The sequence below is a fragment of the Paenibacillus sp. FSL R5-0908 genome, assembly GCF_038006245.1.
Lineage (GTDB): Bacteria > Bacillota > Bacilli > Paenibacillales > Paenibacillaceae > Paenibacillus_AQ > Paenibacillus_AQ odorifer.
The window spans coordinates 3,155,563-3,174,849 of the sequence record NZ_JBBOUV010000001.1; the positions used below are offsets into that span (position 1 = coordinate 3,155,563).

16 protein-coding genes are annotated in these 19,287 nt (G+C 43.9%); 14 read left to right on the plus strand and 2 right to left on the minus strand.

Annotation, left to right across the window (positions count from 1 at the left end; translation table 11 throughout):
* Positions 1-330 precede the first annotated feature (330 nt).
* Positions 331-693: a hypothetical protein gene (locus MKZ09_RS14020; protein ID WP_076202532.1), complete on the minus strand. Its 363-nt coding sequence runs from the start codon at positions 691-693 to the stop codon at positions 331-333.
* 184 nt (positions 694-877) lie between these two features.
* Here MKZ09_RS14020 and MKZ09_RS14025 point away from each other — a divergent pair, with 184 nt between their 5' ends.
* Together MKZ09_RS14025 and MKZ09_RS14030 are read left to right on the plus strand one after the other, a co-directional pair.
* Positions 878-1,291 carry a DUF2500 domain-containing protein gene (locus tag MKZ09_RS14025; RefSeq protein WP_256715124.1) on the plus strand — a complete coding sequence of 138 codons (414 nt, stop codon included), beginning with the start codon at positions 878-880 and terminating at the stop codon, positions 1,289-1,291.
* A 126-nt stretch (positions 1,292-1,417) separates the two neighbouring features.
* Positions 1,418-4,114 carry a calcium-translocating P-type ATPase, SERCA-type gene (locus tag MKZ09_RS14030; protein WP_218643110.1) on the plus strand — a complete coding sequence of 899 codons (2,697 nt, stop codon included), beginning with the start codon at positions 1,418-1,420 and terminating at the stop codon, positions 4,112-4,114.
* Positions 4,115-4,204: 90 nt separating this feature from the next.
* On the opposite strand, the gene MKZ09_RS14035 is transcribed toward MKZ09_RS14030, so the two are convergent.
* Positions 4,205-5,140 (minus strand): C40 family peptidase, encoded by a 936-nt coding sequence (locus MKZ09_RS14035; protein WP_076135462.1) that lies wholly within the window; start codon positions 5,138-5,140, stop codon positions 4,205-4,207.
* A 324-nt stretch (positions 5,141-5,464) separates the two neighbouring features.
* Here MKZ09_RS14035 and MKZ09_RS14040 point away from each other — a divergent pair, with 324 nt between their 5' ends.
* The 12 genes from MKZ09_RS14040 (at position 5,465) to MKZ09_RS14095 (ending at position 19,269) form a co-directional block, all read left to right on the plus strand.
* Positions 5,465-6,535, plus strand: a complete 1,071-nt coding sequence (locus MKZ09_RS14040) for an ABC transporter substrate-binding protein (protein ID WP_076135464.1) — start codon at positions 5,465-5,467, stop codon at positions 6,533-6,535.
* A gap of 61 nt (positions 6,536-6,596) precedes the next feature.
* A complete protein-coding gene (locus MKZ09_RS14045) occupies positions 6,597-7,520 on the plus strand; it encodes an ABC transporter permease (protein ID WP_036686219.1) in 924 nt (307 codons plus the stop codon).
* Positions 7,513-8,307: an ABC transporter ATP-binding protein gene (locus MKZ09_RS14050; protein WP_076135466.1), complete on the plus strand. Its 795-nt coding sequence runs from the start codon at positions 7,513-7,515 to the stop codon at positions 8,305-8,307. The genes MKZ09_RS14045 and MKZ09_RS14050 overlap by 8 nt, the downstream gene beginning before the upstream one ends.
* 223 nt (positions 8,308-8,530) lie before the next feature.
* Positions 8,531-10,297 (plus strand): sensor histidine kinase, encoded by a 1,767-nt coding sequence (locus tag MKZ09_RS14055; RefSeq protein ID WP_076135748.1) that lies wholly within the window; start codon positions 8,531-8,533, stop codon positions 10,295-10,297.
* Complete coding sequence (locus MKZ09_RS14060) at positions 10,290-11,858, plus strand: response regulator transcription factor (RefSeq protein ID WP_076202538.1); 1,569 nt, start codon at positions 10,290-10,292, stop codon at positions 11,856-11,858. The genes MKZ09_RS14055 and MKZ09_RS14060 overlap by 8 nt, the downstream gene beginning before the upstream one ends.
* 121 nt (positions 11,859-11,979) lie before the next feature.
* Positions 11,980-13,317: an ABC transporter substrate-binding protein gene (locus MKZ09_RS14065; RefSeq protein ID WP_076202541.1), complete on the plus strand. Its 1,338-nt coding sequence runs from the start codon at positions 11,980-11,982 to the stop codon at positions 13,315-13,317.
* 143 nt (positions 13,318-13,460) lie between these two features.
* Positions 13,461-14,381 carry a carbohydrate ABC transporter permease gene (locus MKZ09_RS14070; RefSeq protein WP_076105030.1) on the plus strand — a complete coding sequence of 307 codons (921 nt, stop codon included), beginning with the start codon at positions 13,461-13,463 and terminating at the stop codon, positions 14,379-14,381.
* Positions 14,382-14,384: 3 nt separating this feature from the next.
* Entirely contained in the window at positions 14,385-15,224 is an 840-nt protein-coding gene (locus tag MKZ09_RS14075) for a carbohydrate ABC transporter permease (RefSeq protein ID WP_076105000.1), read from the plus strand.
* Positions 15,225-15,280: 56 nt separating this feature from the next.
* Positions 15,281-16,393: a rhamnogalacturonan acetylesterase gene (locus tag MKZ09_RS14080; protein WP_076202544.1), complete on the plus strand. Its 1,113-nt coding sequence runs from the start codon at positions 15,281-15,283 to the stop codon at positions 16,391-16,393.
* Between the two features lie 112 nt (positions 16,394-16,505).
* A complete protein-coding gene (locus MKZ09_RS14085; RefSeq protein ID WP_076135474.1) occupies positions 16,506-17,297 on the plus strand; it encodes an SDR family oxidoreductase in 792 nt (263 codons plus the stop codon).
* 181 nt (positions 17,298-17,478) lie between these two features.
* A complete protein-coding gene (locus MKZ09_RS14090) occupies positions 17,479-18,195 on the plus strand; it encodes an MgtC/SapB family protein (protein WP_036686231.1) in 717 nt (238 codons plus the stop codon).
* Between the two features lie 84 nt (positions 18,196-18,279).
* Complete coding sequence (locus tag MKZ09_RS14095; RefSeq protein WP_076135476.1) at positions 18,280-19,269, plus strand: aldose 1-epimerase; 990 nt, start codon at positions 18,280-18,282, stop codon at positions 19,267-19,269.
* The last annotated feature ends 18 nt before the right edge of the window (positions 19,270-19,287 follow it).

Sequence of the window (19,287 nt, forward strand, 5' to 3'; positions counted from 1 at the left end):
TTTCAATTCGTCTCTCACGTTCAGTTTCAGCGAGAACAAGTCCACTAGTAGTGCGCCAATAACTTCTGTCTGCTAGATGAGTGGTCTCGGAAAATCCGGCAATCAAGAATAGTGCTGCGAATATTAATAATGCAAAAGCGCACCGGAACGGATATCCAGAACAAGGTTCAGCCAAGATACTTGCTTTCTTCCGGTGGATAATGAGCAATGCGAGCATGTATACCCACCGGGAAATCTGCTTCTCTATAATTCATGATACATAAGATTTTTATCAATCGAAGTTCTAAATTCCCTTCAGCCGACATTCATTTAGGGCAGAGGTGAACTTCGCTAAGGTAGTGATATTAGAAAATGAGACGTGAATTTTAACAGGTACAGCCGCAGTCGAAGCAGAAATTTATAAATCACTGGACGGAACAGCAAAGAAAGTACAGGGAGTATTGCAACTACCGCAAGAGACTTCGTTCCCCACTGTTCAGTTATTTTGATGGTTCCTACCTGAGGGGTTATTTGAGGTGCAATCCTTACGGGAGGTGTAAACTTTCGCTCGTAGTGTTCAATTTCGGATGTCGTTGATTCTTGCTCCGTAGTGAATAATCCTCCAGACCAGGCAGGTGGGAAAGAGAACATCATTCCCAGAATTAGGACGATACGAAGAAAGCAATGTAGTGATAAACGCGCTATATATTGCACCGAAATAACACCTCCCGACTGTATGTAGTATAAAAAGCATACCATACCTTTTCCTTTGAATCCAAATTGTTTTGTGAAAAAAATTCATATATAGAGGATGAAAACATGAAACCGAACGGGAAAAATGACGTATTTCGCAGCATAGATAACTTTTATTATCAAGTTTCAGTCAGGAGGGATAAATTTGAGCGAATGGCAGGATTTTAACGGTTTTGATGAACGCAGCTTTTTCGGAAGCTTCATTCATGAGATGCCACTGTTTTTTAAATTATTTGCTTTACTTTTTCTTGGTCTTTTCGTTTTTATAATTGTTAAATCAGTGAGAATCTGGATGTCCAATAACGCAAGTCCTCTGATAAAAGCAAACTGCACAGCGGTCACCAAACGAACCGAGGTGTGGGGTGGATCTGGTGAATCGAGAGCAAATACTAGTTATTACGTTACGTTTGAGTTTGCCGATGGCTCTCGATTGGAGTTACAGGTAAGAGATCAGGATTTTGGCCTGATTGTAGAAGGGGACCGGGGCGAACTCCTGTATCAAGGGACTAGGTTTAAAAGCTTTAATCGGGATTTGAAGAAAGAATATCTAAATTTCTAAAAAAGTACATACCATTCAAGAATCACCATGCCTGTTTTGGGTAAAACTCATATGAGAGGTTTTACCAGATCTCAATTCTGGAAGGAGGCTATGGTCTTGAATTCAAATGATCCACAATCGCAAGGGCTGGTACCCTTCCATACACTGAGCGAGGAAGAAGTGCTGAATAGGCTGGAAACTCGGAAAGAGGGTTTATCTTCCGATGAAGCGGCTAAACTTCTTGAGCGATATGGGAAGAATGTACTGCAAGAAGCGAAGACTAAATCGCTATTAGAAAAGTTTATCGAACAATTTAAAAATGTAATGATCTTTATTTTGCTAGTAGCAGCTGTATTGTCAGGAGTTTTGGGGGAATGGACGGATACGATTATTATTTTGCTTGTAGTCATTCTGAACGCGGTGCTTGGAGTTATTCAGGAAAATAAGGCGGAGCAGGCACTCGATGCGCTTAAAAGCATGTCCTCTCCGCATGCCAGAGTAAGACGTTCAGGTCAGGTTACTGAGATAAAAAGTGAAGACCTCGTACCCGGGGATATCGTATTACTGGAAGCCGGAAATGTAGTTCCGGCGGATATAAGACTTTTGGAAGCCGCATCGTTAAAGACGGAGGAAGCCGCGCTTACAGGAGAATCATTGCCATCAGAAAAGCGGGCCGGTGTGCTTGAAGGTAGCGACATTGTAATCGGTGACCGCACCAATATGGCTTATATGAGCAGCAGTGTTACTTATGGCCGGGCGGTTGGTGTCGTTACAACAACAGGAATGCAGACGGAGGTCGGTAGAATTGCCGGTTATATCTCGGAGGAAGATAATGATGTAACACCGCTGCAAAAAAAGCTGGATGAACTAGGGAAATATTTCACCTTTATTATTCTTGGCGTTTGCGTGATTATCTTTGCCGTTGGGATCTTCGAGGGAAGAGAGCTAATGGATATGCTACTCACCTCGATCTCACTTGCGGTAGCGGCTATCCCGGAAGGGCTGCCAGCAATTGTTACGATCATTCTCGCGCTTGGTGTGCAGCGAATGGCGGGACGAAAAGCGATCATTCGCAAGCTTCCTGCCGTGGAGACACTCGGAAGTACAGAGATTATATGCTCCGATAAGACAGGTACTTTAACATTAAATAAAATGACTGTCGAAAAAGTACATGTCAACGGAAAGACCACTGATTCCAGTGCAGGACTTGAAGGGATTCCTGGTGGTGAGTTATTGCTTCAAGCTATGACGCTTTGTAATGACTCCAGCATTGACGAAGGAAAGACTCCTAGTGAAACTGAAGCAAAAGCTGGAACCAAGGATCCCCAAACCAAGAGCGGAAAAGCAATCATCGGCGATCCGACGGAGACCGCGTTAGTCGATTATGCGCTTAGTATAGGTACTGACAAAAGGGAGCTGGAAAAGAAATATCCACGTAAAAATGAGCTGCCTTTTGACTCCGATCGCAAGCTGATGACAACGATTCATGAGGTCGAAGCTGGACGTTACCGTGTGCTGACAAAGGGTGCACCAGATGTACTTTTGTCCAAATGCAGCCATATCTATGTGGATGGAGAAATGGTACCTCTACAAGACGAACATAAGCGGAATATCATGGAGAGTAATAAAATGCTTGCAAATGACGCACTTCGAGTGTTGGCGTTTGCTTTCCGAGATGAGGAGCAGTTGCCGACTGATCTCTCACCAGATACGACGGAGAAAGAGTTAGTATTTATTGGTTTGGTTGGTATGATAGACCCGCCGCGTGAGGAAGTACGGGATGCGGTAGCCATCTGCCGTAAAGCGGGAATAAGACCTGTAATGATTACAGGGGATCATCGTGATACAGCAGCGGCTATTGCCAAAAGATTAGGGATTATTGAAGATGAATCAGGTGTATTAACGGGCAGTGAGCTGGATAAATTCAGCGAAGAGGAATTTGCGGAGAAGGTTACCGATTATTCGGTTTATGCACGCGTCTCTCCTGAACACAAGGTGCGTATCGTTAAGGCTTGGCGGCAAAAAGGAAAAATTGTGGCGATGACCGGAGATGGTGTAAATGATGCTCCTGCACTTAAATCATCCGACATCGGTGTGGGCATGGGGATAACCGGAACGGATGTTGCCAAGGGTGTATCAGATATGGTTCTTGCCGACGATAACTTTACGACTATAGTTGTTGCCGTTGAAGAAGGACGGAAAGTTTACAGCAATATCCGCAAAGCAATCCAGTTCCTTCTCTCGGCTAATCTTGGGGAAGTGCTGACATTATTTATCGCGACTATGATTGGTTGGCGTATTCTAGAGCCGATCCATATCCTGTGGATTAATCTCGTTACGGATACCTTACCTGCACTTGCCCTCGGGCTTGAGAAAGCCGGTGAGGATGTAATGGCGAAGAAGCCGCGTAAAGCAAGCAGTAGCATCTTTGCTGGCGGTGTAGGCATCGGGATTATATATCAAGGGATTATAGAAGCGGCGCTTACGTTATTCGTGTACCAATGGGCGCATACGCATTACAATGAAGGTATTGCGGTTACAATGGCCTTTGCCACATTAGGATTACTGCAAATTGCCCATGCCTTTAACGTCAGATCCAATAAAAAATCGCTATTCCAGATCGGTTGGTTTAGCAATCGTTATATGTTATGGGCGTCGCTGATCTCTATACTAATGCTTGTGCTTGTGATCATCATCCCGGGCTTAAACGACTGGTTTGGTGTCTCGCATTTAAGTGGATTACAGTGGGGAATAGTATGTGCAGCAGCCGTAGCGATTATTGTTATAGTAGAACTTGTAAAGCTGTTTGTCCGGATAAGCGGAAGGGGCAAGAGCTGGGATTAAGAAATGGATAAGAGTTGTAGTCAAAAAAGCCTGAATCCCTTCAATAGGGAATCAGGCTTTTTGAATGATTTCTTTTAAAGTATGGGAAGCTTATAAAACACGCTGCATATGGAGGATTACATTACTCCAATAACCTGAGTCGAGGTCACTGATCTGAACTCCGGGTTCACCCCAAGTGTGGATAAACTTTCCGTCTCCAATGTAAATACCGACATGGCCAGGTATAGCATCACTTTCAAATCGCCCGGGAACGGTAAAGAAAATAAGATCCCCTACATCCAGTTCGCTTCGACTTACACGAGTACCTAAATTGTCTTGATCTTTAGCTAAACGAGGTAAGCTGACACCGAATTTTTTGAATACATGCCTTGTAAAAGAAGAGCAATCAAATTTTTTGGTTTCTTCATAAGATCCAGCGCCAAAGTCGTAGGGTACACCTAAGAAATTTTTGGCAAAAGCGACTAACTCCTTTTTATCCGCTTCAGAAATACTTTGAATGCGCAAAGGTTTAGATTCACTCGTGGATTCGACCGAAGATAATTTTTCGATAGTCTTACGTTCGGATGGTGTAGCAATGTTTATCTCACCCGACTGGGGATTCCAGCCTACTTCTGTTTGCAGAAATTTGGACAAGGCTAAAGGGGTGATATAGATTTGCCCTTCTTGCCGTCTAGGGGCTTGTGGCAGTGTGATTTTTTCCCCAAGTGAGAATACCTGTGGTGAGCCAGGGCGCAGCATATACATAACATCGCTATAACCGATTTTAGTGTATCCATCACGTGAACCATCATCCTTCATCCGGTATCCGAGCGAAGTAACCGCAGGCTTGAGTGGAATCCAATACTTTCCCTGAGCGTCAGTAATTGCAGATTGTTCATAATAACTGGAGGCGTTTTTTCCATCAGGAGTTAGCGCGTTAACCTTAGGTTTTTGCGATTGAGATGAATAACCGCAGGATGAACTCGTTAAAGCGACAGCAAGCAATACAGTAGCGGTGGTTAGTAGTCTTTTGTGATTATTAGCCATTTAACACGCTCCATCTTCAAACTGTAAATTAAGTTTGTGCAGGGCGATTTTTTTTATGTAAAAGAAACAAAGGCAATCGCTGTAAGAGACAACCAAGCATTACCTGTTTTGATGTCATATATTCTTCAGAATTTGAAATCTATGGAAATATGATAAGTGATTGACGGATAAACAACCTCCATATAATATAGGTTTAATAGATTTCTATCATTAATGTGAGGTACGTGTAAGCTTATGCTTTAATGCTTTTATCGATAAAAGTGATAATGCTGAGTCGCTCACCTTGATGTATGCGTTAATAAACTAATGAAATGGGGTACTTTGATGAAAAAGAGAAACATTTTGGCGGGATTAAGCTTATGCTTCATGCTCGTAGCAGCTGGTTGTGGCAACAATAACACTGCTGGAAACTCAGGAAATGCAGCGAATTCCGGTAATTCCCCTACGAATGCAGGAGCAGCAGATTCAAAAACGTACAAAATTGCGATTTCGCAATATGTGGAGCACCCCTCACTTGATGCTACACGCGAAGGAATTCTCGCTGCTTTGAAGGATGCAGGAATCGTTGAGGGCGAGAACCTGAAGGTTGACCTTGAGAATGCACAGGCTGACCAAGCGAATAACTTGTCCATTGCTCAAAAGATTGCCGCTGACTCTAATGATTTGGTATTGGCAATTGCAACGCCTTCCGCTCAATCAATTGTTCAGGCACTTAGCAAAGCAAGTAAGGATACACCGATTTTATTCGCAGCAGTAACTGACCCACTCGACGCGAAGATTGTCACGGATCTGGAGCATCCAGGTGGAAATGTATCAGGTGTATCGGACACCAATCCCGAAGCGATTAACAGATTAATGCAATTTATAGCTACCCAATTTCCTAACGTGAAAAAGCTGGGCATCGTTATTAATGAAGGTGAACCAAATGCAGTAATTATGGCTGAGATTGCTAAAAAAGAGTTGGATAAGCATGGAATCGAGCTAGTGAAGGCTGCCATCACGAATACCTCTGAAGTCAAACAAGCTGCAGAATCACTTGTGGGTCGTGTAGATGCATTCTACATTACTTTGGATAACACAGTCGTAAGTGCAGTGGATACCATAATTCAAACAGCTAATGACAAGAAAATCCCCTTCTTCTCCAGTGACCGTGATACGGTTGAAAAGGGAGCTTTTGCCACCGTTGGTTTTAAATATTTCGATCATGGCTATCAAGTGGGTCAAATGGCCGTGGATATTTTGAAAAATGGTAAAAAGCCAGCTGATATGAAAGTAACCATGCAAGAAAAACTCGATCTCATTCTTAACCTGAAATCTGCAGCAGCGCAAGGCATAGAAGTGACTGATGCAATGAAGGCAGAAGTTGCCGATCAAGCTACCAATATTATTCAATAAGCCATTATATAGGGGCGATTTCGTGAGAACGCCCCTTTCCGCTCGAAGGAGGAAGTCATCTATGTTAAATTCGATGCTCGGGGCCGTTGAAATGGGACTGCTTTACGCATTTATGGCTTTAGGTGTATACATTACCTTTCGTATTCTTGATTTCCCTGATTTGACTGTAGATGGGAGCTTTACCACTGGTGGTGCCATAGCCGCTGTTATGATTACTAACGGTTATGCACCATGGCTTGCTACCCTGGCCGCTATTGCTGGCGGAATGCTGGCAGGAATGTGTACGGGCCTATTACATACGAAAGGCAAGATTAATGGACTGTTATCCGGGATTTTGATGATGATTGCACTCTATTCCATTAATCTGCGGATATTTGGTGGCAAACCGAACTGGTCTTTAATGGGTGACACTACCTTGTTCACTTCCATTGATCCTCTGCTCGTTCTGCCGTTTGTAGTTATTTTTGTGAAAATAGTAATGGATTTATTCCTGCGTACAGATCTTGGACTTGCGCTGCGGGCTACTGGAGATAATGCAAGAATGATCCGTAGTCTGGGTGTAAACACGGATAATACCACTATTCTTGGCGTCAGTTTATCCAATGGAATGGTGGCGCTCTCGGGGGCGCTAATCACTCAGTATTCTACTTTTGCGGATTCCTCCATGGGTATTGGGATGATTGTAATCGGGTTAGCTTCGGTGATCATCGGTGAAGCCATATTCGGTGCCAAAAATGTATTTCGGGCCACATTGGCTGTTGTGCTCGGATCCATAGTTTACCGTATCGTAGTTGCACTTGCCTTGCGGGTACCGTGGCTGAAAGCTTCGGATCTTAAGCTGATCACAGCAATTATCGTTATTTTCGCTCTTGTATTCCCATCGATTCAGCGTTTCCTGAAGCAGAAGAATATGGCGCGGAGGCGTTCCGTTGAATTAGCTGAGCAGGCGCTAAGCAGCAAGAGAGGGGGCACCATTGATGCTTAAACTGGAGAACGTATCTAAGCTGTTCAATCCCGGAACACCCGATGAGAAAATAGCGCTGCTCGGCATTGATTTGGAGCTTCTTCCCGGTGATTTTGTCACCATCATTGGAAGTAATGGAGCTGGCAAATCTACGCTGATGAACATTATTTCCGGTGTCATGAAGCCGGATCTGGGTACAGCCAGCATTGAAGGGAATTCAATCAGCCATTTGGCGGAATTTCAACGGAGTCGCTGGATCGGCCGTGTCTTTCAGGACCCAATGGCGGGTACGGCTCCACATATGACAATTGAAGAAAATTTAGCTATGGCTTATAAAAGAGGTAAAAGCAGAGGGTTAACCTTTGGCGTAAATAAAGCAAAAAGAGCTTTGTTTCGTGATGAGCTAAGTAGGCTGGGGATTGGGCTGGAAGATCGCCTGCGGGCAAAAGTAGGGTTGTTGTCAGGTGGAGAGAGACAAGCGCTAAGCCTGCTAATGGCGACCTTTACTCAACCGCAAATTTTACTTTTAGATGAACATACAGCAGCCCTTGACCCTTCTCGTGCGGAGCTAATTACTAAACTGACAGAGTCCATTGTCCGTGAGATGAAGTTAACCACCCTAATGGTTACTCATAACATGGAACAGGCCATTCGTCTTGGCAATCGTCTGATCATGATGGATAAGGGCCGTATTATTTTGGATATCGATGAGGAACGTAAAAAAGATCTTACTGTAGAACGGTTGCTCGGAGAATTCGAGACAATCAGCGGACATAAATTGGCAGATGACCGAATGATGCTTGGCTAGTCAGTTGTAGGTGTGGAGGTAGCTCAATATAAGGGCTTGAAGTGAAGTCTGATTCTGGATTTCATTTCGAGCCCTTTTTTACATAGGAATTTTTTCGCCGAGCCATTATACTATCCTTAGCTTTCAGTTCACGTAAATTTACCCAAATGGAACAATATGGTTTATAATGGAATTATAGTGATAATAAATGAAAATTATCATATTTAGGGAGCGGAGAATGTAGATGATTTGGAAAAATGTTAGCGCTTACAAAAGTTCGGGCATCTTCAACAAAATGATACTGATTATTTCCTTTTTGCTTCTACTTTCCTTTTTATTCTCTTTGACCGTTTTGCAATATGTATATCGTATCTATGACAAGCAAATTTATGAAAAGGCCTCTGAGGTACTGGGGATGTCCTCTATAAGCATCGAAAATGCCCTAAGAGAATTGGATCAGCTTTCTTTTACAGTCGTGTCTGATGAGCAAATTCAAGAATGCCTGCGCCAATTGCAGAATGATCCACAGCCTTATGAAAGACAAGTTCTACATAACAAGATCATAAACAGGCTGGTTGCTTTTGCAGGGGCAGAGAAATACGTTTATTCCATGATGCTGATGGATACGAGTGGCGGAGTAATGACTGCGGGTAATCGTGAAGGGGTATCACAGGATCTGCAGGATCAGTTAAAGCCGTTAGCTGCGGAAGCTAGTGGAAGTATAGTGTGGTATCCGCAAGGAAACAGAAATTCACTTTTGGCGGTTCGGCAGATTAAATCTTATACAGGGTCAACGTTTACGCTGGATGATCTGGGAACACTTGTGATCCGTATTCGGATCGATCTAATCATTGCGGATAGTACGAGCGATACCGACCAATTAATCGCAGTTGATGCCACGACGGGACAGGCAATCTATCCTGAAGCGCCGATTCTTTTGCCAGAAGAGCTTAAAGAAGAGACAGAACGTCCGGAGCTATATCGCACGGCCAAATATCAAGAAGGTACTTATTTTATAACTAAGACGAAATCATCTTATATAGATTGGATCTACATCAATGCAACTCCATTTAATGAGATGTTCAAACATATTACTTTTGTCAAAAAGCTGGTCGTCATCATATTCGCACTAATCTTATTAATTGGTCTCCTTTTAGGCTACAGGCTTGCTCGTAGTATTGTACGTCCGATCTCTAAGCTGACCAAAAAAATGAAGCAAATCGAGAAGGGCGATCTGGACAATCTGGAGGAACAGTCATTAGGTGTGGTTTCACAGACTGCGCAGGACGAGGTTAGTCAGCTAAACCGGACTTTTAAAATGATGATCCGCAGGATCAGAGAGCTTATTGATGAGAACTATGCGAAGCAGCTGATAATTAGAGAGACCGAGCTGAAAGCATTACAGGCCCAGATTAATCCGCATTTTTTGTACAATACACTGGAATCGATCAACTGGTTAGCCAAAATGAACAAACAAGCCAAAATCTCAGAAATGGTAGAAGCGCTCGGTTACTTGTTCCGCAGCTCTATTGGTCTCAAGGATCCGCTGATTACACTTGAAAAAGAGATCACTATCGTGCGCAATTATGTCATTATCCAGAAAACACGGTTTGATGAGAGGCTAGATTTCCGGATGGATGTACCTGAACATCTGCATGACGCTTTGATTCCGAAGCTGACCTTGCAGCCTTTAATCGAAAATGCTATCCGCTATGCACTAGAGCCTAATATTGAACCGTGCACCATTTCTATAACAGTTAGTGAAGAAGAGCAGGGCCTCGATATCAGAGTCAGTGATAATGGACCGGGAATGAGCCCTGAATTTATCAAAGATTTGCAGATGGGGAGAGTTAAGACCCGTGGAGAAGGCATCGGCTTAGCTAACATCGCGGAACGGATTCAAATCGTCTTCGGCCCTGAATGGGGCACAGTCATAGAAAGTGAGCCGGGTCAAGGAACAACTATACATGTGCGTATACCTTACTTAAAAGGAGTGCTAGAGAATGTATAAACTGCTGCTGGTGGATGATGAACGACTGATTCTGGAAGGGATATCGCAGGTTGTGGACTGGGGACGAGCGGGAACAGAGCTTGTAGGCACGGCGTGGAACGGGCTTGAGGCTTTGGTGAAAATAGAGGAGCTTAGCCCAGAAATTGTGATCACTGATATTTCTATGCCTGGTTTAGACGGTTTGGGACTGGTGCAAAAATGCAGTGAACGATTTCCAGATGTGAAATTCGTTATGCTGACTGGTTATAAGGATTTTGATTATGCTTGTATTGCTATGCAGAACGGGGTCAAACATTATCTTTTAAAGCCGTGCAATGAGAATCAGATCCATGAGGCACTGGTTGAGCTGGTAGCAGAGCTCGATGAACAGAAGAGCCGGGGCGAATTCGTAAATAGTATGAAACAACGTCTACAGAAGGTATTGCCCCATGTGAAAGAACAATTTTTGAAGGAATGGATCTCTAACAAAACTTATGGAAGTCAGGATCTAGAGTATTATCAGGAACTATTCGGCATCGAGCTTAATGACAAAACGGTGCGCTTGCTCCTGTTCCGGCTAGAGGGATCTTATGAATATGAGCAATTGTTCGCTCTGCAAAATATTGCCCAGGACGTACTTCAGGAAACACTCCTGAGTGCGACGATAGGCGGTCATTTATTAATATTACTGGAAGACGAAGGCAATACGGTGCAGAACAGCCCCCTGCTTAAACGTATCGCTGAAGTAAGAGAGGTATTCTGCAAGTTTTATAAAATGGATGTGACAATCGCGATTAGTGATGCTGACCTTATGATTCATTCCCGGAGATTGTATCGTCAGACCTTGCAGTGCCTGAACCATCGTTTTTATTTGGAGGCGGGCGGTTTGATTACCGGAAGTGATATCCCAAGTGATGAGCTAAGTGGAAGAAATGATATCGAGTTAGATGAAGAGCATATTTGTCTACTTATAAAAGCAGGCGATCAAAATACGGTAGAGCTGGAATTGGAACGATTATTCAACTTGCTCGCTGATGAACGGTCAGATATTAACGTGACGCGTTCTTATGTTTTGCAGTTATACTCCGCTATGATTCGTTTAGCAGTCCCTGATGAAAGAAATAGCTTCACATCAGGCTTGGCGGAGCTTGCCGAAATTAGAACCTTGGGAGGTTTAAAAGCATACGTCAAAGAGGCAGCGGTTCGCTTAACAGCGATGTATGACCGACATTTTAGTTCCCGGCAATCACTTATTGTAGACAAAATGTTCAAAATTATCGCAGAGGATTACAAGAATGCAGAGCTGTCACTTAGCTCGGTCGCTGCTGAAATGTTATATATGAATCCCGACTATCTCGGCAAAATATTCAAAAAAATTACCGGGGAGAAATTCTCGAATTATGTAACCAATTACCGGATTGCTAAAGCATCGGAGCATATTTTGAGAAGTGGGGATGTGAGAGTATTTGAGCTGGCTGAAATGTTCGGCTTCGGTGGAAATGCACAATATTTCAGTCAGGTTTTTAAAAAAGTAACCGGCCAGACCCCTACAGATTTCATGAAACCCCCTCAAGCGAACTGATTATTGAACAAACAAGACGGTTTTTTGTATTCAATAATCACGGAATATTTGAGAAAATTTAACCAATGAAAGCGCTACCTAAAGGGATCAGAGCCTTTACACTATCATAGGAAAAGGGGACATGAAATTGAAAAAGAGATTCGCTTTACTAGCCGTACCATTATTGCTGTCGTCGATGTTAGCTGGTTGCGGTGGAGGTAACAACAATAACAATGCTACTGCTACGGATTCCGCTACAAATACTCCTTCGGAAACGAAACCTGCGGCCACGACCTCAGCAGAACCAGTAACCCTGCGTATAGCATGGTGGGGTGGAGATACAAGACATTCTTATACACAACAAGTTATTGATATGTATGAAGCCAAATATCCGAATGTAACCATTGAGCCTGAATATGCATCCTTTGATGATTACTGGAAAAAGCTTGCTCCGCAAGCTGCTGCAAATAGACTTCCTGACATCGTTCAAATGGATATTTCTTATATTAATCAATATGGATCTAACGGACAGCTCGAAGATTTGAAACCTTATTTGAACTCTCAGATTCAAGTCGGCGATGTGAATGAGAACGTGCTGAGTACTGGAGTGATCGGTGAGAAGCAATACGGAATTCCGTTAGGGGTTAACGTACTTGGTTTTCAATATGATCCAGAATTGCTGAAAAAGGCAGGTGTTGATTCTATCCCAGAGAACTGGACTTGGGATCAATACAAGGAAATCGCCGCGAAAGCTAAGTCGGCTGGACTGTATATGGATGGTTCCATGGCAGCAGACGTGTTCTTCAACTATTATCTGCGTACAAAAGGGCTGGCACTCTATAACAATGATGGTTCCGCACTTGGTTATGAGGACGATGCGTTGTTCACTGACTTTTTCGGAATGTTGTCTGGTCTGATTAAAGATGGAGCGGTCCCATCACAAGACAAACTGAGCCAAAATAAAGGGGTTATTGAAGAGTCGGATATTGTTAAAGGGACAGGTATCGGTGTATGGCAATGGTCGAACCAATACGTTGCTTTGCAAATCGCTGTAAATCGTCCTATGGAGCTGGCACAAATGCCTGGTCCAGATATGGATAAAGGGCTTTACATGCAGCCAAGTATGTACTGGTCAATTACTTCTAACTCTAAAGTGAAGGAAGAAGCAGCGAAGTTCGTTGATTTCTGGATTAATGATGTGGAAGCTAACAACCTGATCAAAGGCGAACGCGGAGTACCGATTTCAAGCAAAATCAAAGAATCTGTAGCTACTCAATTAACTGATTCCGGTAAGCAAGTATTTAAGTTTGTTGCTGACATGGAGCCTACTACTTCACCTATGAGTCCACCGGTAGGTTCCCCAGAGGTTGTAGCCCTGCTTACAGACCTCGCTGAACAAATGAACTTCGGAAAAATCGACCCAGCAGCAGCAGCGGCACAGTTCCGAAAAGAAGCGAACTCTATTCTCTCCAGCCGTTAATCGTAGGGTAACAGATAACTATACTGCGTCTCACATGGGAAACGGCATGCCATTTCGCTAGGCGGCATCCCGTTTCCCATATTATTCACATAAAAAGGAGTTGGAGACCCTTGGCATTAACGAATCCCCTACCTTCGAATCCATTGGCTGTTAAGAAAAAGAACCTCACCGGCCGGCGGTTACGAAGTAACCTTACAGGATATGCCTTCATCAGTCCGTTCGTCATTGGCTTCCTTTGCTTCACACTGATCCCGATGATCATTTCACTGTATCTTTCTTTTACCAAATATAATTTATTCGCTCCACCTAAGTGGATTGGATTTGATAATTACATCAAAATGTTCTCAAATGACCCGAAATATTTGCATTCACTAAAGGTAACGCTGCTTTACGTATTTATCGGTGTGCCTTTACGTCTAACCTTCGCATTATTTGTGGCCATGATTCTAAATACGAAATCACGTATGGTAGGAGCCTATCGGACAACTTATTATTTACCTTCTATTATAGGGGGTAGTGTGGCGGTCTCCATCATGTGGCGTAATATTTTTAGTGATACTGGAATTATTAACGGCATGCTTGGCTTTTTTGGAATTGGACCGGTAAGTTGGTTTGGCAATCCGAACGCTGCACTTATCATGTTGATAACTCTATCTGTGTGGCAGTTTGGCTCATCCATGTTGATCTTTCTGGCAGGTCTCAAAAACATTCCTGGTGAAATGTATGAAGCAGCTAGTGTGGATGGAGCCGGATTCTTCAGAAAATTCTTCAAGATTACTATGCCACTCTTAAGTTCAGTGATTCTGTTTAATCTAGTTATGCAGACGATCAGCGCATTTATGACCTTTGTTCCAGCTTATATTATCTCTAAAGGTGAAGGCGGACCTATGGACGGCACTATGTTGTATTCTCTCTATTTATTCCGTCAGGCTTTTATGTTTAATAATATGGGTTATGCTTCGGCTATGGCTTGGGTAATGTTGTTGCTTGTCGGCATCATGACCGGAATCTTGTTCAAGACATCCAAATCGTGGGTCTTCTACGAGTCGGAAGGAGGAAAATAATCCATGGCGAAAATTAAACTGAAATGGCCGCTTTATCACATCCTTATAGGTGGCCTCGCTATCGTTATGCTGTATCCGATTCTGTGGATGATCATGAGTTCTTTTAAAGAGAGCCGGCTTGTATTTGTTACAGCTCAGCACCTTATACCTGATCCATGGGAATGGGGGAACTATGCTAAAGGCTGGGAAGGTGTTGCAGGTTACTCCTTTGGTGTCTTCATCAAGAACTCTTTTGTAATTGTCATTGTCGCAACACTGGGCGCAGTCATTTCATCTTCACTGGTTGCCTTTGGTTTTGCCCGAAATAAATTTGTAGGCCATGGCTTATGGTTCGGAATCATGATGATGACCCTGATGCTTCCTTCCGATGTGGTGCTCGTCCCTCAATACATTATCTATGCCAAATTGGAATGGCTCGACAGTATCAAACCGATCGTTGTTCCACAGTTCTTCGGTGTCCCGTTTTTCATTTTCCTAATGCTGCAGTTTATTCGGACCATTCCTGTAGAACTTGATGAAGCGGCTACCATCGATGGTTGTGGGAAATTTGGACTTTATTTCAGAATCATACTACCGCTTATCCGTCCTTCTATGGCTACTGCGGCGATCTTCTCCTTCTATTGGCGGTGGGAAGATTTGCTTGGACCGGTATTGTACTTGAACTCACCTTCTAAATATACAGTTTCGATGGGGCTGAAAATGTTCCTGGACAGTGAGTCCGTATCCAACTGGGGTCCAATGTTCGCCATGTCTGTTCTAAGTTTGGCACCAGTCATGATTATCTTCTTTATCTTCCAAAAGCAGATTGTAGAAGGAATCAGCACCAGTGGTTTGAAAGGTTGATTTCAGCAAACGAATATAATGCTTTAAATCTCTAATTAAGAAGGGTGCGGCTGAATTTGGATAGCTATCGTTTTGATTTTGGGATTAAGGAAGCTGAGCCTGGCTACACCAAAATTCGGCCGGACACATCTTATTCTAAGGAAATAGGGTATGGTTTCACTTCTGATTCCACCGTCTTTGGTCGTTTCAGAGGGGGAACAGATATACTGCGAAGCGATTGCTGCATCCCACAGAAAGCAGTTTTTCTTCTGGATCTCCCGAATGGGATCTACCGTGTTACGCTGCTGTTGGGTGATGCTCTGGCAGATACCAGCACATTTATCAAAGCTGGAAAGGGCAAGTTCGTATTGGACACGCTAAATGTGCCTGCGGGCCAATACTTACGCGAATCCTTTGCAATTAGGATTAAGGATGGGCAGCTAAAGCTATCGTTCTCGGGTGCGGCACCGCGTATCAATGCCTTGGACATTCAGGTGGACAATGAAGCGCTAGTCTTGTTCCTGGCGGGAGATTCCACGGTGACCGATCAAGGGGAAGAAGGCTACCCCTATGCGGGGTGGGGCCAACTGCTTCCACGCTGCTTCAAAGCCGGAATAGCTGTAGATAACCGAGCACTTTCTGGACGCAGTTCGAAGAGTTTTATTGAGGAAGGGCATTTGGAGGACATTGCCGCAGATATCAGACCCAGAGATTATCTGTTCATCCAGTTTGGACATAATGATTCCAAAACTGATGATTTAAGACATACCGAGCCCTTTACTACATATAAAGAGCATTTGCTCCGGTTGATTTTAGTCGCCAGGGAAGCGGGAGCCTACCCGGTTCTTGTGACCTCTGTACATCGGCGAAGATTTGATAGTGAAGAAGCAATTGTAGACACACATGGAGATTATTTAATCGCCATGCGGGAACTCGCAGTTACCGAGCAGGTTCCACTGATCGATTTAGCCGAGAAGAGCCGAAATCTCTTTGAGGCTTATGGCTCAGAGGGCTCAAAAGATTTATTCATGTGGAGCTATCCAGGAGAATTTATTGCACATCCAGGTGGCGTGCAGGATAATACCCATTTTCAGATTTTAGGGGCTCGTCTTGTAGCTGAGCTTATAGTGGAAGGGATCCAGGAAGCCGGATTAAACGATCTGATCATTCATCTTCGTCAGGGAGAATAATAATCCTAAAGGAAAAGTAAATATCTGTCGGTTCAACTTCTGTATGCAAGGTTAAGGTTAAGGAAAGAACTTAACTGGAAGACTTGCATGATAAGAAGGAGGATATCACGATATGGCAGATAAAAAGCTTGTAGGTAAGGTTGCAGTTGTAACCGGAGGCGGCTCAGGAATTGGCCGGGCAACCGTGCTTGAGTTCGCACGTAACGGAGCCAAAGTTGTATTATTGGACAGAACTGTGGAGAACGCTGAAAAGGTTAAACAGCAAGTGGAGAAAGAGGGCGGAGAAGCCCTAGTTATCGAATGTGATGTTGCTGAACCGCCACAAGTGGAAGCAGCGATAAACAAGGCGGCCGCGAAATGGGGTCGTCTTGATGTTGTTTTTGCCAACGCAGGGATTAATGGGGCAATGACGCCTATTGAAACGATGGATATTGAAGCTTGGGATCAGACCATTCATATTAACCTGCGTGGAACCTTCGCGACTGTTAAATATGCGATACCGCATCTAAAAGAAAGTGGAGGCAGCATCCTGATCAACAGCTCCATTAACGGAAATCGTGTATTTTCTAATGTTGGTTTTTCTGCTTACAGTACGACAAAGGCAGGACAGGTTGCTTTTATGAAAATGGCGGCACTGGAACTGGCTCAATTTCAAATTCGCGTAAATGCGATCTGTCCTGGGGCCATAAAGACCAATATAGATGACAACACTTTTCCATCAGAGGATCTGAAAGAAGTGAAAATCCCTGTAGAATTTCCTGAGGGAGATCAACCGCTGGAAGAAGGTCCGGGGCGACCTGATCAAGTAGCGAAGCTGGCGCTGTTTCTGGCGTCTGAAGATTCAGATCATATTACGGGGACGGAAATTTATTGTGACGGTGCAGAGTCGCTTCTGCACGGTTAGTTTTTCAACATAATCTTGGCCTCTCATAACGGATTCCATCCTCATCGCTATGCTGGACCACACGGGTCGAAAGAGCATATGCGCTGAGGATGGTTATGCCGTTTTTTGTTGTAAAATAAAGCTAATCATTATCTCCAATTTCCGTTATAATGGAGTATCTCTGGAGAAAGGAGATTGCGATATGGATTTTCAATTGGAATCATTAATGAAGTTACTAGTGGCCATGCTGTTCGGGCTGTTCATCGGGATTGACCGACAGATCAAGCAGAAACCGCTGGGGATACGGACCAGTATGGTCATAAGCATTGCGAGCTGTCTTGTCACAGTGGTGTCTATCCATGCCTTTGATAAGTTCGCAGGGCCAGAGCATCCAAACATGGACCCAATGCGGCTTGCGGCTCAGATTGTCAGCGGGATTGGTTTTTTGGGTGCGGGTGTTATTCTGCGTAGAGGCGGAGATGCCATTTCGGGCCTTACTTCGGCAGCACTCATCTGGACAGCTTCTGGAATTGGTATAGCTGTGGGTGCGGGATTCTATATTGAAGCAGCATATGCGGTCATTTTGCTGATGTTTGCTGTAAATTTAGTTCCTCATTTGATCCGCTCTCTAGGTCCAGAAGTACTGAATAAACATGAAGTTTCAGTGAGGATCATTATGGAAGCTAATTTTGTGCTTACAGAAGTGATCCAAAAAATCGAGCGGCCTCAGGTCAGCTCGCAGCGTAGTACTAGAGGTCCATCCCGAGCGATTCGAAGAATGAAAATTAAAGATTTGGAAGATGGCAGACAAATGATCGATATGGTGATCTCAGCCCCGGATCGGGATTACGCAACAGAAATTTATTACGATGTGAAGAAAATTGAACATGTAATGAGCGTAGAAGTGGAGCAATTGTAAAAAGGGCATGTCACCTCATGACTAGATGTGGTAATCTATCAAGTGGAGACAATTATCAGACACTGGAAGGGAGAACAATATATTATGTCAATCACAGCGTATGAAGGACAATATGAAGGAGAAGCAGCTATCTGGTTGAAAGCCGGTCGTTATGAGGCAGCTATTCTGCCGGGCATTGGCGGCAACCTGATCTGTTTCCGTGATACCGAAAACGGATATCGCTTCCTGCATGAGCCTGGAGCTGAAGAAATGGAAGCTTTTAAGGCAAGTCCGGGGATTCACGGAATTCCTGTATTATTTCCTCCAAATCGTTATGAGGATGGTAAATTTCCATGGAATGGTCAAACTTATCAATTCCCAGTAAATGAAGTTGCAACGGGCAACCATTTACACGGATTTTTACATACTGCAGCTTGGGAAGTCGAAGAATTTGGCAGCGGTAAGACTGAAAGCTTCGTAACCGTATTCATCAAGGTGGATGAGAATCATCCTTCTTATCAATATTTGCCACATAAGTACACGATCAAATTGCGGTATACCCTCGGCGAAGGAGGATTATCTCAACAGGTGCTGGTACACAATGATGGAGAAGATGTGATGCCTTGCTTGCTGGCATTCCACACTGCCATTAACGCACCCTTCGCACCAGGAAGCAGTGCACAAGATTATCGCGTAAAAGCTACTATTGGCGAGCGCTGGGAGCTCAACGACCGCATGCTGCCAACAGGCAAGTTCCAGGCGTTGGAGCCAGGAGAAGTTCAGCTTCGTGAAGAAGGTGTGAATCCATATTTTGCATCTATGGACAATCACTACACGGCTGCACCTCAGAACGGACGCAACCGGATGGAGCTTACCGATAGCAAAGCTGGAGTAACCTTGGTGTACGATGTAGGGACTTCGTACAAACAATGGATGATCTGGAATAACGGTGCTACAGAGCAGTTCTTCTGCCCTGAGCCACAAATTAACTTGGTGAATGCACCAATGGTAGATCTTCCTGCTGATGAAATCGGCTTGTTCAGCCTGAAACCAGGCGAATATTGGGAAGAAAGCAGCCGCCTGTACGTAAAATAGAGTTCATGTGAATATGAA

Bases quoted from the DNA above. Each gene is read 5' to 3' on its own strand.
- MKZ09_RS14060 (WP_076202538.1), top strand. From the start codon at position 10,290: ATGTATAAACTGCTGCTGGTGGATGATGAACGACTGATTCTGGAAGGG.
- MKZ09_RS14050 (WP_076135466.1), top strand. From the start codon at position 7,513: ATGCTTAAACTGGAGAACGTATCTAAGCTGTTCAATCCCGGAACACCC.
- MKZ09_RS14075 (WP_076105000.1), top strand. From the start codon at position 14,385: ATGGCGAAAATTAAACTGAAATGGCCGCTTTATCACATCCTTATAGGT.
- MKZ09_RS14035 (WP_076135462.1), bottom strand. From the start codon at position 5,140: ATGGCTAATAATCACAAAAGACTACTAACCACCGCTACTGTATTGCTT.
- MKZ09_RS14085 (WP_076135474.1), top strand. From the start codon at position 16,506: ATGGCAGATAAAAAGCTTGTAGGTAAGGTTGCAGTTGTAACCGGAGGC.
- MKZ09_RS14065 (WP_076202541.1), top strand. From the start codon at position 11,980: ATGAAATTGAAAAAGAGATTCGCTTTACTAGCCGTACCATTATTGCTG.
- MKZ09_RS14055 (WP_076135748.1), top strand. From the start codon at position 8,531: ATGATTTGGAAAAATGTTAGCGCTTACAAAAGTTCGGGCATCTTCAAC.
- MKZ09_RS14045 (WP_036686219.1), top strand. From the start codon at position 6,597: ATGTTAAATTCGATGCTCGGGGCCGTTGAAATGGGACTGCTTTACGCA.
- MKZ09_RS14095 (WP_076135476.1), top strand. From the start codon at position 18,280: ATGTCAATCACAGCGTATGAAGGACAATATGAAGGAGAAGCAGCTATC.
- MKZ09_RS14040 (WP_076135464.1), top strand. From the start codon at position 5,465: ATGAAAAAGAGAAACATTTTGGCGGGATTAAGCTTATGCTTCATGCTC.
- MKZ09_RS14090 (WP_036686231.1), top strand. From the start codon at position 17,479: ATGGATTTTCAATTGGAATCATTAATGAAGTTACTAGTGGCCATGCTG.